Source organism: Microvirga sp., assembly GCF_014699075.1.
Lineage (GTDB): Bacteria > Pseudomonadota > Alphaproteobacteria > Rhizobiales > Beijerinckiaceae > Microvirga.
In genome coordinates this window covers 1-15,172 of sequence record NZ_JACXAB010000021.1, presented here as the reverse complement: position 1 = coordinate 15,172, position 15,172 = coordinate 1, and the positions used below count along the sequence as shown (strand labels likewise).

At 66.7% G+C, this 15,172-nt stretch carries 8 protein-coding genes; 7 read left to right on the top strand and 1 reads right to left on the bottom strand.

Annotation, left to right across the window (positions count from 1 at the left end; genetic code table 11):
- The first annotated feature begins 567 nt into the window (after positions 1-567).
- The 7 genes from IC232_RS21025 to IC232_RS20995 all read left to right on the top strand — a co-directional run bounded on the left by IC232_RS21025 (position 568) and on the right by IC232_RS20995 (position 13,663).
- Entirely contained in the window at positions 568-1,698 is a 1,131-nt protein-coding gene (locus tag IC232_RS21025) for a hypothetical protein (protein ID WP_190846911.1), read from the top strand.
- Positions 1,688-2,317: a hypothetical protein gene (locus IC232_RS21020; RefSeq protein ID WP_190846910.1), complete on the top strand. Its 630-nt coding sequence runs from the start codon at positions 1,688-1,690 to the stop codon at positions 2,315-2,317. Before IC232_RS21025 ends, IC232_RS21020 begins: the two co-directional genes overlap by 11 nt.
- Positions 2,314-2,898 (top strand): hypothetical protein, encoded by a 585-nt coding sequence (locus tag IC232_RS21015; RefSeq protein WP_190846909.1) that lies wholly within the window; start codon positions 2,314-2,316, stop codon positions 2,896-2,898. The genes IC232_RS21020 and IC232_RS21015 overlap by 4 nt, the downstream gene beginning before the upstream one ends.
- Positions 2,899-2,914: 16 nt before the next feature.
- On the top strand, positions 2,915-3,499 hold the full coding sequence (locus IC232_RS21010; RefSeq protein ID WP_190846908.1) for a PASTA domain-containing protein: 585 nt from the start codon (positions 2,915-2,917) through the stop codon (positions 3,497-3,499).
- Positions 3,500-3,581: 82 nt separating this feature from the next.
- Positions 3,582-9,773, top strand: a complete 6,192-nt coding sequence (locus IC232_RS21005) for a S8 family serine peptidase (RefSeq protein ID WP_190846907.1) — start codon at positions 3,582-3,584, stop codon at positions 9,771-9,773.
- Positions 9,774-9,804: 31 nt separating this feature from the next.
- A complete protein-coding gene (locus IC232_RS21000; protein ID WP_190846906.1) occupies positions 9,805-12,108 on the top strand; it encodes a peptidoglycan-binding protein in 2,304 nt (767 codons plus the stop codon).
- Between the two features lie 64 nt (positions 12,109-12,172).
- Entirely contained in the window at positions 12,173-13,663 is a 1,491-nt protein-coding gene (locus tag IC232_RS20995; protein ID WP_190846905.1) for a M23 family metallopeptidase, read from the top strand.
- A gap of 138 nt (positions 13,664-13,801) precedes the next feature.
- Here the strand turns inward: IC232_RS20995 and IC232_RS20990 are convergent, their stop codons facing one another.
- Positions 13,802-14,803: a thermonuclease family protein gene (locus IC232_RS20990; RefSeq protein WP_190846904.1), complete on the bottom strand. Its 1,002-nt coding sequence runs from the start codon at positions 14,801-14,803 to the stop codon at positions 13,802-13,804.
- Positions 14,804-15,172: the final 369 nt, after the last annotated feature.

Below are 15,172 nucleotides of genomic sequence, written 5' to 3'. Positions count from 1 at the left end.
GCTGCACATGGCATTATTAGGACGCAGATGGGCGATGTCCGGAATAGAGCTGCCGCATTGTTGCGCGATGGCTGCTGTCGACCGTCCGCGCGCATCGCGGCAGTCGCAGCGCGATCTGCGAGCGCAGTCGGAACGGCGACGCATCTTCGGCGCCATTGCACATGCCGTGGATCGCACATGCGCAATGGGTCCACCGGCTGCATGCCCGCGGGTATGAATCCTGATGCGACGACCGTGACGATCCGGTGAGCCTGCGGTGATGATGCAGTGGCTCGGATCGTGCAGCATGGGTCCATTGCAGGTCTGGTGTGACCGAAGGACGATGTGGATGACCACGAAACCGCAACCCAATCAGATGCCGCGCATCTCTTATCCGGGAGAGCCATCATCTGAGGGTGGCACGGGAGTGGCAGGCTCGCTCTCGGGGCAGAGCGTCATGCTATGCGTGGGACGACGGGTCGTTTGGCCGGCATTCAGCCACTCATCGTCCAACATTGCCCGAGCCCGGCCAACAGTCGATCCGCTGGCCTCACTCTCGGTTGAAACCGTCGTTGCCAGGAGCAGAGCATGACCGCATACGAATCTCTGGATCCAGGGGCCTATCCATATCTGCGCCAGGTGGTCCAGCCCTCGCTTTCAGGTTTGCCGGCACACGAGCTGCGCGCGCGCATCGACGCGACGCTCGGGGAAGGCACCGCGGAGTCCATCGAACAGGATCTCGAAGGAGCATTCGATGGCATTGGCCGGATGTTCTCCTCGGCCGCACGCGACATCAGTAAGTTCGCCCAAAAAGCGGCGCCGGCTGTCGCCCACATTGGTGGAGGGGTTCTGCAAGGCGCCATGGCGGGTTCAGCCGCCGGGCTGCCAGGGATCATCGCCGGCGCCGCCGTCGGAGGCGCCGGCGCGGGGCTGAGCCGCTACGGGAAAGGCGCCGCGCGCCAGGTCGGCGGCGCCCTCAGCGGCGTCACATCCCTTGCCGGCCAGTTCACACCGATGGGGCAGGCTGGCGCCGCCCTTGGTTCGACCTTGAGCGGGCTTGGCGGGGCGGCCGCCGGCAAGGGAGGCAGGTCGGTCCGAACAGCTACTCCAGGTGCCGGACGGGCCGGAGGCATTCCCGCGCTAGGACAGATTGCAGGTTTACTGACCTCCCCCCAGGCCGCAGCCGCTGTGGGCGGGCTGTTCGGCGGCAACCGCGCGGCCAATCAGTTCGCCAGTACGCTTCAGCGGCCGGAGGTCCAGCAGGCGCTTGCCGCGATGCGCCTCGGTCCTCTGGGGCGGTCCGCGATCTCGGTCGGATCGGCGCAAACGCCGGTTCCGACCGGAGGCTTTGCCCAGCTGCTGTCGCACCTTGTCCAGCAGATGGCGACAGAAGCCGCTGATATCGAAACAGAAGGCGAGGCTGAATCTGCCGCGATAGAGTTCATGAGCGATGGCGCTGGCGGCTTCGTCGGCGATCCCGCCTTACCCAGCAGCCGCGCGGCCCGGCTGTGGGACATGCTCAACGAGGCGCAGTCTGAACGACTGGTCGAGGCTATGGACAGCGTCGATCATGACGAGGTCGACGACAGTGAGGCGGACTTCGCCGACGCTGACGAAGGATACGGGGCTGACGACGAATACTACGACGCGCTCGACCTCGCCGACGTCGAGGACATCGACTATGCGCTGTCGCAAGAGGATCTGCACTATGCCCGATGACGCCGACACCATTGACATGGCTGGCAACGAAGCAGCCGGCACCAATGAGCACGAGCCATTTAAGGGTGAAGATGTCGCCCCTGGAGCGAGCGCGATAGCATTTCTCGAGGCGCTGCGCTCCGGATCAATGGATCCGCACAAGGTGATCATGAGCGCGCTGGCGGGCCAGACCGAGGAGAATCCGCATCTCGGCCTGCTGCTCAAGCTGGTTGAGGAGCAGGGCGAGGATAACCACGACGGTCAGCTGCGCGAGGAGATCCGCGAGGAAGTGCGCGCCGAGCAGGCCGAGGCGGTCAGCGAACTGAGCGAGACCGCGCGGCGTCTGTTCGCCGATGTGGAGGCCTGCCGCGACAGGCTGGCGTCCCTCGCCGCCGCACTTGGGGCCTGCCCCGCCTGCTTCGGCGAGGACCTGCTGTGCGAGACCTGCGGCGGCGCTGGTGCGCCAGGATCGCGGTTGCCGCAGGCCGACGAATTCCACCGCTATGTCAGGCCCGCGATCGAGCGCGTGAGGGCGGCTCTGCGCCGCGCGCCGCCCCGGCGGCCCTGGCCCGGAGCCGCACCGGCGCGAGCCGCTGATCCCCAGAGCGGAAAGAAAGCAGGAGCAGGAGCAGGACAATGAACTACGAATACACCGACCAAAGCTATCTCGACTCATACGAGGATGAATCGTGGCCTTCCGAGGAGCCGGAGGATCTCGAGGATGAGAGCCTCTACTCCGAGGCCCGCCGCCGTCGCCGTCGCACGCCGCCGCCGGTGAAGCCCGCCACCGGCGCCAGCGCGTTTCGTCCGCGCCCATCCGGCCCGAGCGGGCCGGTCACCCAGGCGCAGCTCGAAGCGGCCTTGGCCCGTGTGCGCCAACAGGTCACCGCCAACGCGACCGCGATCAAGACCATCGACGGTCGGGTGCGGACCGTCATCGCCGACAACAACCGGCTGCAGGCAACCGCCAAGAGGGACACCGACAAACTGCGGGCGGATCTCAAAACGACCCAGACCCTGTCTGCACTGATCCCGCTCATCGCTCCAGCCGGCACGACGTTCGGCCAAGTGGCGCCGCTGTTGCATCTGGTTGGACCGGACCTGATGGGCGGAAGCGGGGCGACGACGCCCGCAAGCGGCGGCTTGCTCGGCAGCAGCAACAACCTGATCGCCATCGGTGCCCTGCTGTTCGCCAGCGGCGTTTTCGACAACAAGAAGTGAGCTGAAGGACAGTGCCATGGATCCGTTGATGCCGTTGACGGCCGCTGTCGTCACCAAAGACTTAGAGCCGCAGAAGAGGCTCGCCCTGACCGGGGCCGCGCTCGTGCTGAACGGGCCGCTGGCGCTCGCTCCGGCGCTTGTTGCCGTGGAACGCGCCCGGCGGGCGCCACCCCGCCCGCCGGGAGCCGGGCCAATTGGCCCCGAACTCACCGATGTGCCTGATGTCGTCGGCCAACCGGTAGATGAGGCTCGAAAGTCCCTGACCGGTAACGGCTTGGTCCCATCCGTATCCCTAAACCGCAGCAGCGAGAGACAGAAGGATCAGGTGCTGAGCCAGGATCCACCCCGACGTGCCGGCGAGTTGGTTGAGACGGGATCGGTTGTCGCGCTGCGTGTTGGCGCGGGACCGGACGCGCCCATCGAACAAGATGAGCATGGTCAGCTGAGCAGAGCTGTCCAGGATCTCGTCAAAACCAACCAGGAGCTCAGCAAGGCTGTCCAGGAGCTCACCCAAAGGCTCGACCGCCTTCCGCCGCCTCCCCCTCCGTCAGCAGCCGGCGAGCCGGCCCCAACGGGACGAACAGGGTCGAAGTCAGGCTAGGAGTAGCGCGACTCATCTTCCACGACACAGGTGTCCGTCATCGGACGGACGCCTGCGCCCGTGACGGTGCGGGGAGGCATGTGTGGAAAGCGCTTTATGGGAGCTGTCCGAAGAAGGCGCGGCTGAAGACGAGATCTCGGTCATCGTCCGGTTCCGCGACCATGGCCCGCCGCCGCCAGCATTGCGGGTCATCGCCCGCTTCGGCCTGATCGCCACCTGCAGGGTGCGCCGCGGCGACATCGCCCGGATCCGGGCGCAGGTCGCCAGCATGAAGCGCCCGCAGGACTACACGCCAGCGCTCGAAACCGACGAAGGGATCAATGAAGCGAGTGATGACCTGGCGCCGCGTCCGGGCGACCAGCGGCGTACTCCCGGTCTGCCGACCGGCGCGGGCATCGTCATTGCCCACCTCGACTGGGGGCTCGACTTCGCCCACCCGGTTTTCCGAAAACCCGACGGCGGCACGCGCTTGCTCGCCTTGTGGGACCAGGGGCAAGCCTATGACCCCAAGCGTCCAAACCGCTACGGTCTCGGCCGAATCTATCTACGCAAGGAGATCGACCAGGCGCTGGCCACCGACGATCCCTACGCGGCGCTCGGTTACCGCTGGTGGACCTCGGATCGGGGCAAAGGCAGCCACGGCAGCCACACGATGGGGATCTCCTCCAGCAATGGCCGCGAGGGCTGTGTGCCGGGCCTTGCCCCCGAAGCCGACCTGATCTTCGTCGACCTCACGACGCGCACCGGGGAAGGTCCCCAGGCGCTCGGCAGTTCGACCGATCTGCTGGAGGGCTGCGACTTCGCCAACCGGGTTGCTGGGGATCGACCGTTGGTGATCAACACGAGCCTCGGCCGTCAGGCTGGCCAGCATGATGGCCTGACGCTGACCGAACAGGCGCTCGACCACCTGCTGCATTCCCGGCCCGGACGGGCGATCGCCATGAGCTGCGGGAACTACTTTTCCAAGTCGGCGCACGCCCAGTTGACCCTGCTCCCGGGCGAGACGCGGAGCCTCACGCTCCACCTGCGCGACGGCCATCGCAAGGCCGAACTGGACATCTGGTACCCCCGCGCGGATCGGCTAGCGGTCAGCGTGTCGGGACCGGACGGCATTGCGCTCGGCCCGGTCGAGCCCGACAGGAGCGGTGACCTCGTGCATGCGGGCCGAGCGGTCGGTCGGCTCTACAACCGCACCGACGATCCCAACAACGGTGACTGCCAGGTGTCGCTGTTCCTTTACCCGGAAGCCCCGAAGGGCCGCTGGGTGCTCGACCTCACCGGCCGGGCCGTGGGGGATGGACGGGTCCACGCCTGGGTCGAGCGTGACCCCGCCGGGCCAAGCCGCCTGTCGTTCGACGAGGCCGATGTCGACCCGCACGCAACCATCGGCACGATCTGTAACGGACACGCGACGATCGCCGTCGCCGCCTATGACGCGCATTCCGGCCAGCGCGAGCCGGCGCGGTTCTCCAGCGCCGGGCCAACTCGCGACGGACGCGAGAGCCGGCCGACGCTGGCGGCGCCCGGCTGCGAGGTGCTCAGCGCCCGATCGCGGCCGAAGGACCGGAGCGACGCCCCGCTGCAGAGCCGGATGTCCGGGACGAGCATGGCCGCGCCGCACGCCGCAGGCACGATCGCGCTGATGTTTGCCGCGGCGCCCCGGCCGCTGTGGATCGAGGAAACCCGCGCCATCCTGGTCGGCAGCGTCGATGCGGTGCCCGAGGAGCAGCGCCGGCGGCTTGGCGCGGGCTATCTCGACCCGGCCGCGGCCGTGGCCGCGGCCGGAAAAGTCCCCCGGCAGGCGGTGCGGCCGACCCGGCCCGCGGCGCCGCTGGTTCCACGACCGCAGCTTCGACTTCCCTTCCCACAGGAGAGCGAAATGGCACGTTTCCAAGAACCCGAGTGGCCTGAAGAGCCGCCCTTCGACTGTGAGGCCGACTACGACGAGGAGGTCGAGGCCGGCGGCGGGGAAGGGCTCGACGATGTCGATGCGGATGAGATCGTCGCTGTGTCCGCTGAGGACGCGGAGGAGGTATCCGAAGGCGACGAGATGAACGAGAGCTCCTTTGACGAGGACAACGGGGAAAGGAGCTTTGCGCGACACCGCCGCGGCCGGTCGCCCGGCCTGCCCTTCCAGTTCCAGATCCCGGTGGGAGGCGCCGGCGGATTGGGGCTCGGGATCCCGATCGGCGGACGGTCGAGCCCCTTCGCGCTGAGCGTTCCGCTAACCAGCCCTGCGGCGCCCCCTCAGCCCCAGCCGATCCCTACTCCGATCCCACCACCGGTGCCACCGCCTATTCCTGCGCCAACGGCACCACCGGCTGCCATCGGTGCAGATGAGCCGCCGCTCACCACGGCACTGGACCTTGGCCTTGACCCGATGACGGCGGCGACGGCCCATGCCGTCGAGGCCGGTGAGATCGATGACACAGCCGATGAGATCTGCGGTTGCGAGGACGACCATGAGTCTGATCCCGAGGACGAAGCGGCGATGGCGGAGGCGCTGCTGATCGATGAGCTGGAGCGCAGCTACCATTCGCCTGACTATTCTGAGATCGATGAGACCTATGCGGGCGAGCAGATGATGGCGGCGGTGGGCACCATGCTCGATACGGCGCCCGACTCGACCACTAGCCTGATGACGGCGCTCGGCGAGGCATTGGACCACGTTGAGGGCTTCGGTGAGCGCGGCGATGTCTCCCAGGTTTCCCTCTACCGGCTGTTCCGCACCATTGCCGACCGCTCCGGCCCGGTTCCGCACCTGTTCGGCCGGGAGGTCCGTGTCCTCTCCCGGCCAGGCGAGCCCCTCGGTGGCGTGCGTCCGCTGCGGGGCGACCTGCTGCTGCGCGTCCTGCCCGGCCACCGCTGGGTCCAACTGTCGTTCGTGGCCGAGCCGGGGCTGGTGAGCGCGCAGCGGCTCGCCGAGCGTGGGCTCCAGCCTGAGGGTGGCGTCGATAGGCTGCCCGGCCGCTACGTCCAGGTGGTCGAGGCGTGGCCCGTGCGCCGGGACGAGCAGGACCGCTACGGCCGGCGGCTGGCCAATGCCGCCGATCTGGTGCTGCTCGACACGATGCTGCTGCGGCTTCTGCCGCCTGGCGCGACTAGTCCGGTCGAGGGGGAGGCCACGGAGGCCGGGAGCGGCCGATCCACGCAGCCGGTTCTTGGTCCCGGTGCCGCAGGCGCCGCAGTGAGTGATTTGCAGCGCCGGCTCAACGCCCTGCACGCGCAGCGCACCGCAGCCGGACAGCCGGGCCTTGGCGACATGCCGCTGGCGGAGGACGGTCGCTATGGACCGCGGATGCGCGCGGCCGTGCAGGCGCTGCAGCGGCTCGCCCCTCCCGGGCTGGTGCCGAGGCCTGACGGCGTCATGGGCCCCGCGACCTGGAACGCGCTGGCGCTGCTCGAGGCCGGCGCGGCGATGCTGGCCGCGAGCCCCCCTGCCCCGGCACGGCCTCCTGCCCCTGGCGGCGCAGCCATCGACGCCGGACAGAAGATCATCCAACGGGTGCCGCTGCTGGCGAGCCATCGCGGCACCCCGCCCGACCTGGTCCTGCGCTGGAACGCCATGCAGGCCGCCCCTGAACGGTTGGATGTGGTCCTTCATCTGCACGGCTTTTCCGGACACGGCGAAGCGATGCGGATCGACCGTCACAAACTTCCCGACAGCGGCCTCGACTTCGCCAACCCTGCCAATCCCGCTGAGAGCGGACGGACGACGCCGATTCTCGCGGTGCTCCCGCGTGGCAACCACTATGGCGGCGCCTCGGGGGCCGGATACAATTTCCCGGCGCTGTTTGCCCCTGGGACCTTCAATCAACTGATCACTTTAGCGCTCGAGCAGTTCGCGGCCGCCGCCGGCATCACTCGCGTTTCCCTGGGCCGCCTGCTCCTTACCGCGCACTCGGGGGGCGGCGCGGCGCTGATGCGCCTGCTCGCGCATCATGACCCCGACGAGATCCACTGCTTCGATGCCCTCTACGGGCAGCCCGACGCATTGGTCCGCTGGGCGGAGGCACGGTTGCGCGGTGCGGATCCAGCCGCGGCCGCGTTGCGTGTGCTCTATCGTGACGGCGAGCCGACCGCCGGCCACAGCCGGCAGGTGGCGCAGGCGATCGGCCGCCTGACCAGGGGCAATCCGGTGCTGGAGCGCCGCTATCGCGTGGAGGCGACCCGCGAGCCGCACAACGGCATCCCGCGCCGGTATGGCTGGCGGCTGCTCGCCGACGCAGGGGGGGATCTCGATTTTGGAGGGAGGCCGGCAGCACGCCGTGCGCCGCAGCCCAAGCCTGCTGAGGAGGAGCGCTGGTCCGAGGAGTCCGGCGAACGTTGGTTCGACTCTCCCGCGGTCGAGGTCTCGCCGAGCGATGGCTTGGCGCAAGGAGAGATCGACCGTCTGGCGACGCGCGAGTTCGGCGGTTCCGCCGAGCTCGAAGGCTACTTCGGTTCCGCTGGCGGGTTCGCTGATTGGTTCAACCGTGAACTGTCGGGGCGTCCACCCTTCGTGCGCCCGGGGCGCGGCGGGCCGCTGCGCATGCCGACCGGCGAGGCCGCGCAGGCGCGCTTCCATGGCTTCTGGGACCGGCTCGAGCTCGCCTATGGCATGCCGCGCGTCAGCCTGCTGGAGTTCGCCTCTCTGCTCGCGATAGTCCTTAACGAGACCGACGGCGACTTCGCCGCCCGGACCGAATCGAGCGGCCGCGGCGGCGGCGGCCGCACCGATGCCCGCGGCAGGCACCCCGGCCTCGCCTACTTCTTCGATCGCATCGAACTCCGCCCCGGGCATTGGAAGGCAAGCTACAACCACCTCAGGGGCGGGCGGACGGCGGGCAGCCTGTTCGACGACGAACTGTTCATCCGCGCGCATGGCACGCTTGGCGGCGCCGACCGCTTGGCGCGCCAGGGCAACGCCTTCGATCGCGTCTGGCACGGCCATTTCTACCCTCAGGACCGCTTCAGCACTGACGAGCAGAATGCCGAGACCGCCTTCATCCGCGAAGCCGACTTCTACAAGTTCCGCGGCCGCGGGATCATCCAGACCACGGGCCGGGCGAGCTATATCCGGCTCGCGCGCTATGTCCGTGGGTACCGCGGGGTCGACCCGGTGCTGCGGACGCTTACCGCGCATTGGGCGGCGATGTCCGACGATCAGGCGTGCACGATCAGCACCAACCAGCAATGGGAACAGCTGTTCGGGATTCCCGACATGCTGGCGCTGGCGTTCTCGTTCCACTCCGGTGGGCGCAACAGCTATCGCATGATGAGTCGGCGCGCCGACGTGCTCAACGCCGTGCCGCCCGCCGGGACCGCTGGGCTGCCGGGCTCGATCTATCTCATGGGCCGCCGGATCAGCGGCAGCCATGGCTATGGCGCGGGCGTCTACCGCGACCGCGTCATCGGGCTGATGCGGAAGATGGCTCAGCTCGAAGCGCCGCGCCGTCCAGCCGCCCCACCCCCGCCGGCTCCGGTGCCGCTCCCATCCCCAGCCCCCGGTCCGGCCAAAGGCCCCGGGCAGGAGCTCGAGCATCGCCGCCGGCGCCCGGAGCCGACGCCCTCCGCACCCAGCGCGCCTGCCCGCAGTCCCGTGGCAACGCCCGACCCCGAGACTGCGCGCGCCCAATGGCAGGCAAACCCGCGCGCCCACGGCTATTTCGGCAACAGCGAGGCGACGTATCTCGAATTCGCGCCGCTCTATGCCCAAAGAGGGGTTGGCGACGCCGCCGCCTACCTTGGCAATAACATGACCAGTCTGCGCTTTTTCGGGCGCCGGCAGGACGGGCACCGGGATCTCATCGCGCCTCTGCAGGCGGCCGAGGCCGCAGTGAGCGGGCACACGGTCGATCCGCCGATCCACTTGTTCGGGTGTCTCAAGGTGCGCAGGATCGCCGAGACTAACCGGTTGAGCTTCCACGCCCTCGGCCGGGCGATCGATCTCAACTATGACAGCAATCCGCACATTAAGAGCGGCGACGACTTCCTGGTGATCCAAGCCGTGACCGGCCTCGACCTGCGCCGCGAGCGCTCGCCGGCACGGCTGCAGGAGGCCAGCCGGCAGTTCCAGCGGGACTTCACCGAGGAGTGGATCGCCCGCCAGAGCGACCGGCGCGTCGCGGCCGTGCTCGCCCAGCGGAGTGCTCGCATCCGGTTGCAGGGCTATGCCCGCCGCGGATTCTGCACCCTCTACCTGCCGCTCATCGAGGCGCTGATCGCGACGGGCCTGAACTGGGGCGGCGGTTGGTCGACCAGCAAGGACTTCATGCACTTCGAACTGCGGTGACGCGCCAAGCCGTCGCTGGGAGGACGGAACCATGGACTTTTGGAGCAGGAGCGACCAGGGCGAGCAGATGACCACCGCATGGGCCCCTCCCCTCGCCGGGGCAGAAGCCGCGGCGGGCGCCGACCTAGATGTGCGCTGGCTGCAAGCTGCGCTCAACCAAGTCGCCAACGCCGGGCTCACGGTTGATGGGGCCGCCGGTCCCGCCACCCGCAACGCGGTCCGCGTCTTCCAGGCGGCGCATGGCCTGAAGGCGGATGGGATCGCCGGACCGCAGACCATTGCGGCGCTGCGGGCGGCGCTGGCGGGCGCGGGCGGCGCGGCACCATCGCCCGTGTGCAACGGCCTTCCGGAGCGGCAGGTGCTCGACCGGTTCGCCTTTGGGCAGCATCGGATCGAGCCGCATCACCGGGCGCAGATTGACGCCATCGCCGCCTGCCTGCTCGCCAGCCTCGACAGCCCGACCCCAATCGACGGTCTCTCGCTCGTTGGGCACACCGATCCGGTCGGTGATCAGCCCGCAAACATGGCCCTTGGCCAGAGGCGGGCCGAGGTGGTGGCCGACGCCATCATCGCGAGCCTTCAGCGCCAGGCGCCCTCGCGACGTTTCAGCTTCGTGTTCACGCCGTCCAGCAGGGGGGAGCAGAACCAGTTGCCGGGCGACCCGGCGCTCAGCCGAAGGGTCGAGGTGATCGCTCCCTTCGCTTTTCCCAGGCTAACGCCCAAGCGCGACCGCCCACCGGCGCCGGCGCCACCGCCGTTCCGCTCCGATCTCGATCCGCCGCGCTGGGGGCCGATCCTCGCCCGGGCGATCGGCCCGCAGGCGGTGTTGCGCAGCGGCAATGCGGTGCGGCATCTGGTCGACGCGGAGAACCCTGGCAACCCGTCGCTGGCCGGCTACACCGCCATGGTCGATACCATCCGGTCGGCGCGCGGCGGCGACGCCTTCATCTATCTGCTCGGGTGGATCTGCGTCGACAGCTTCGACATGATCAGCTGTGATCCCTCGAGCCAACTCCGCCGCCTGCTGGCAGACGCTGCCACCCGCGGCGTGCAGGTGCGAGCCGTCTTCTGGGAGCAGTCGCGGCTTTACGGAACGCAGCGCCGACAGACGGAGGACTCCGCCAATCGCATCAACCGCCTGCCGGGCGGCGCCGCGATCATCGACAATGAAACCCTGAGCCTTGGATCGCATCACCAGAAGCTGCTGGTTGTCGGCGGCGCCGACGGGGCTCTTGTCGGCTTCACGGGCGGGCTCGACGTCAATCCCGACCGGATTCAGCCGTCAACCATCGTCTGCCCAGTGCCGACGCTTGCCCGGGGCCGGGAAGATATTGATTTGGAAAGTGATCCGGAAAGCATGAGCGGGGGAGGCGGAGCGCCGCTGCATGACGTCCACTGCCGTATTGAGGGGCCGGCTGCGTTCGACCTGCTGCACACGTTCATCAGGCGCTGGGACCACCATCCTGACAGCCGCGCGATCGAGCTTCGGGCGCCGCTGCGCGGGCGGACCCGGGTTCCGGCGGCCGCGCTCGTCCGCCCGCTGCCACCGGCGCGCAGCTCGACGGGAGAGACCTGCTCCATCGTCGTCGGGCGCACGTTCAATCCGCGCCGCGGTTCCGGCATGGCCCGTGAACGCGACATCAAGGCGATGTTGCTGGCCGCCATCCCGCGGGCGCGTCGCTTCATCTACATGGAGGAGCAGTACCTGCTGAATCTGGATGCGGCGCAGGCTCTTCGCGCGGCCCTGCCCAACATCCAGCACCTGACCATCGTGATCGCCGGATCGGACATCAACGGCGACACACCTTGCATCTGGACCTACCGGCGCGAATTCGTACGGACCCTGGCGAGGGGCCTCGCGCCCGACCTGGCCGCCAAGGTCCGCCTGTTCCAGCTGGTGACGCCGCCCATCCCCGGTATCGCGCCGCCCTGCTCGACGCGGCGCCGCGCCTACAGACCGACCTTCGGCCGGCACACCTATGTCCATGCCAAGTGCTGGGTGTTCGATGACGAGATGGCGGTGATCGGCTCGGCGAACTGCAACAAGCGCGGGTGGGAGCACGACACCGAAATTGGGGCCTTCATGTTCGACGACCGCGTTCCGACGAACGCGGCCACGCACACGTTTGCGCAACGGCTCCGGATGGACCTGTGGGCGGAGCATCTTGACCTGCCCGCAGCCCGGCTGGCCGATGGGATCACGAGCGCCTCGCATTGGCTGCGCCCGCCCACCACCGCCAGAATCCTGCCCTATTGTCCCGACGACGATGATGATATCGCAACTATCAAGTGTGGCGTGATCAAGGAGCGGATCGTCGATCCGCCAGCACCATGAGAAGCTTTGTGTCCAAATGCTGGCGGGTTCGCATGATCCGAGCGTGATACATCGGAGGCTCGCAATGGCATCGTATGTATGGCCGCTCGGCAACAGCACCACACCTGATGAGATGAATACCTCGTTCGGCCCCCGCATCGATGCGGATCGTTGGGACTTTCACGACGGCATCGATTTTCCGGCGCCGAAGGGAACCCCCGTCCATGCAATGCGGGGCGGCAGGGTGCACCGGGCCGGCAGCGGCGGCATGAATGGCTTCTCGTCGCGGCATGTGGTCATCAGGGCCAGTGATCCGACCCAGGGCTCGATGTATCACGTCTACCTGCATCTCGACAGCATTGATCCTGCTGTTGTCATGGGCGCCAATGTTGCCCAAGGCCAAGTGATCGGCACCGTCGGCGAGGACGATGCGACCTATCCCCACCTGCACATGGAGATGCGCAAGAACACCCTGAAGCAGATCGGCAGCGTTCATCCCCTCGCCTTTCTGCCATATTCCAACACGGCCAACCTGACAGCGCCAGTGGCCGACCGGTTCAATCGTCTCGACGCCTGCATGGCGGCCAGGCTCATGTTCGGCGCAGGCAGCAAGCTTGAGGGAGATCTCCAGAGGGTCGAAGTCGACCTGAGACGCGGCGCCAAGATCCTGACGACGCGCCGCGTCGACTTCAACGATAAAACTACCGTTGTGGATGGAAAGGGCGATCAGGACCGCTTTGTTGATGACATCTGTGTCGAGGGATACCAGAAATCGAACATGGTCGCGCACGGGCGGGCGGATCTCGCCTATGGTATTCTCATTCGGAGAATCCCACATCAGTGCGACGCCCTCGTCGCCCTCGTCGTTGATGTGGGAGGGAACACGGCTATGAGCGGACTGATCCCCGTTCCTAATCAGGTAGCGACTGACGAGTTCCTCGATTTCGAGGATGGTCAACTCACCGCGACCGGATGGACGATCGTGACGAGCGCCGGCGGCGGTGGGACCAGCGTAGTGGCCGACCCTTCGGCGGCTCATGCTGGGTCACAGGGGCTGTTGTGCATCGATACCTCGACCACCGAGGTAAGCACGCAACGTGCCGCTGTCGAGTACACGCTGCCGGCCGGGCGCTTCGAATGGCGGGTTCAGGGCTGGTTCAACCCCGCCGAGGTGATGCTTGCACCGGACGAGTCGGTATATCTGCTGTACTTCCTGAACGGCACACATCTCAGCGTGGCGGCGCGAATCCGAAACATCAATGGCCTTCTGCTTGCGGGTTTGGCGGCGAGGCAGGCTGACGGTAAAATCTTCAACAGAGACTCGCCTGTCACAGTTGCAGTCGGCAAATGGCGCAAATGGCGATTGGAGTTGCTTCGCGTTGCTACACGGGAGACGACCGCGATTCTCCACCTCGATGAAGGCGGGCGCATGAAGGAGCAGGTGCGCGTGAACTGGGATTCGACTGGAAATGAGCCAGCTAGCCTGCGCGCCGGCATCGGCTTTTCATCACGGGGAGCCACTGCGACGATCTTGGTCGATGAGCTTTGGTTGACCGAAGCCGAGCTGACAATGTGAGAACAAATGGACTGGAGATGGCTCGGGCGGAGGATTCTGCGGGTCTAAGCGGAATGATGTTGCCGCTCGAAGCCACACAGGAACCGCTCTTCCTGCGCTGGCCCCAAACTCATGTGGGTGCTCTCCCACCGACCTATGTCAGAACACTTCGATGCGGTTTCCCTGCCCGTCAACGACTGATGATGGCTTTTCACGAAAGACAAGTTCTTGAGGTTGGAGCGTGAAGTCCCCGTCCTCGACGAACTCGTGCAGGTGCCGCGCCTCGGCTGAGTGAACGCCGTTCTCCAGGAAATCATCCGTCAGAAAACAGCTATCAGCTGAACGCTGCAGATAATCGACGAAGGGGCGACGCGTGATGCGTGCCGCCCGCTCCATCCGATAGGCGACTTGACGGCGGTACAGCTTCGGCATCAGCACCGGCCCCCGATCGGCCGCCGGGTCGTGTTCGGCACTGGCCCCACGGTAGATTAGCATCTCGTCGAACGCGTTCACATCGGTCGAGTAGCTCGGCCAGATCCGCCGCTTGCGTCGTCCTGTCCGCATTGCCGTCAGGAGCCCCTCAATTTCGTCACTGCTCATGGACGAGTAAAAGGTCGGGAATGCCCATCCCTCCGTCACGAGCCACCGGTTGAGCTCCAAACCTTGGACTTCAACGGTGCCGACGAGGCGGCCATATGTATCAACGACCTCGTAGGGATAGTCGACTAAGGACAGCATAGTGCATGGAACGATCTCTTCCGCAAATGTAGCAAGCTTGGCCGAGAGAGCGAGCGTCGCCGTTTCGGCCCAATACTGGCGACGCTCTGCCTTGTTGGCGCGGTTGAAGGCCGCTCTTCTCACGTCATCCACGTCCGGCCGCCTCCGGAGCGCTGGCGCCTTGAAGTGCAACTCGGGAGCATCGATCCCCTGGAGCCGTACCGTGATACGATTTTTGGCATCGATCACTGCCCGGCGGCCGGTCCCAACGGAGAAGGCGCCAACGAGTGCCCTGGTGGGCCTAAAGGTCTTGCCATCGGCCGCAAAGGAGAAGGAATCCCTGGCAACCGTCACCTTGATTTTCGTTGTATCGGCATCACTGCTTCCGGTTGGCCAAAACTGGGTGAGATCGATGGTTCCCTCTACTTTGAGAATGCCCGTCATTGCTCATGCTCCCGCTGCCCCTCCAAGATCATACAGTGAGTAGGCGGTCAGGTCCTGGCAGATATTGTTGATCCTACAATGCTACAGGCAGATAATCTATCACCCGAGCCTGGGCCTAACAATCAGCCGCTCAATCCCTTGGACCTGCTGGAGAGTGATGCTCTTGAAGGGGAGTCTCCGGCTGTGCCCCTGGATGTGCCATTCATCCAGCCACCCGGGGCGCAATAGATCACCAGCCGTGAGAAAGAGAGAAAGAGAGCGACGGTAGAGTCCGCGCTGGTGGTGGAAATTTGGCACTGTTGCGTTGACCCCAGCAGGGTAATCCGGAGCGGCCAATTGAGGAGCCGTCCTGTTGTCGATTTGCAAGCG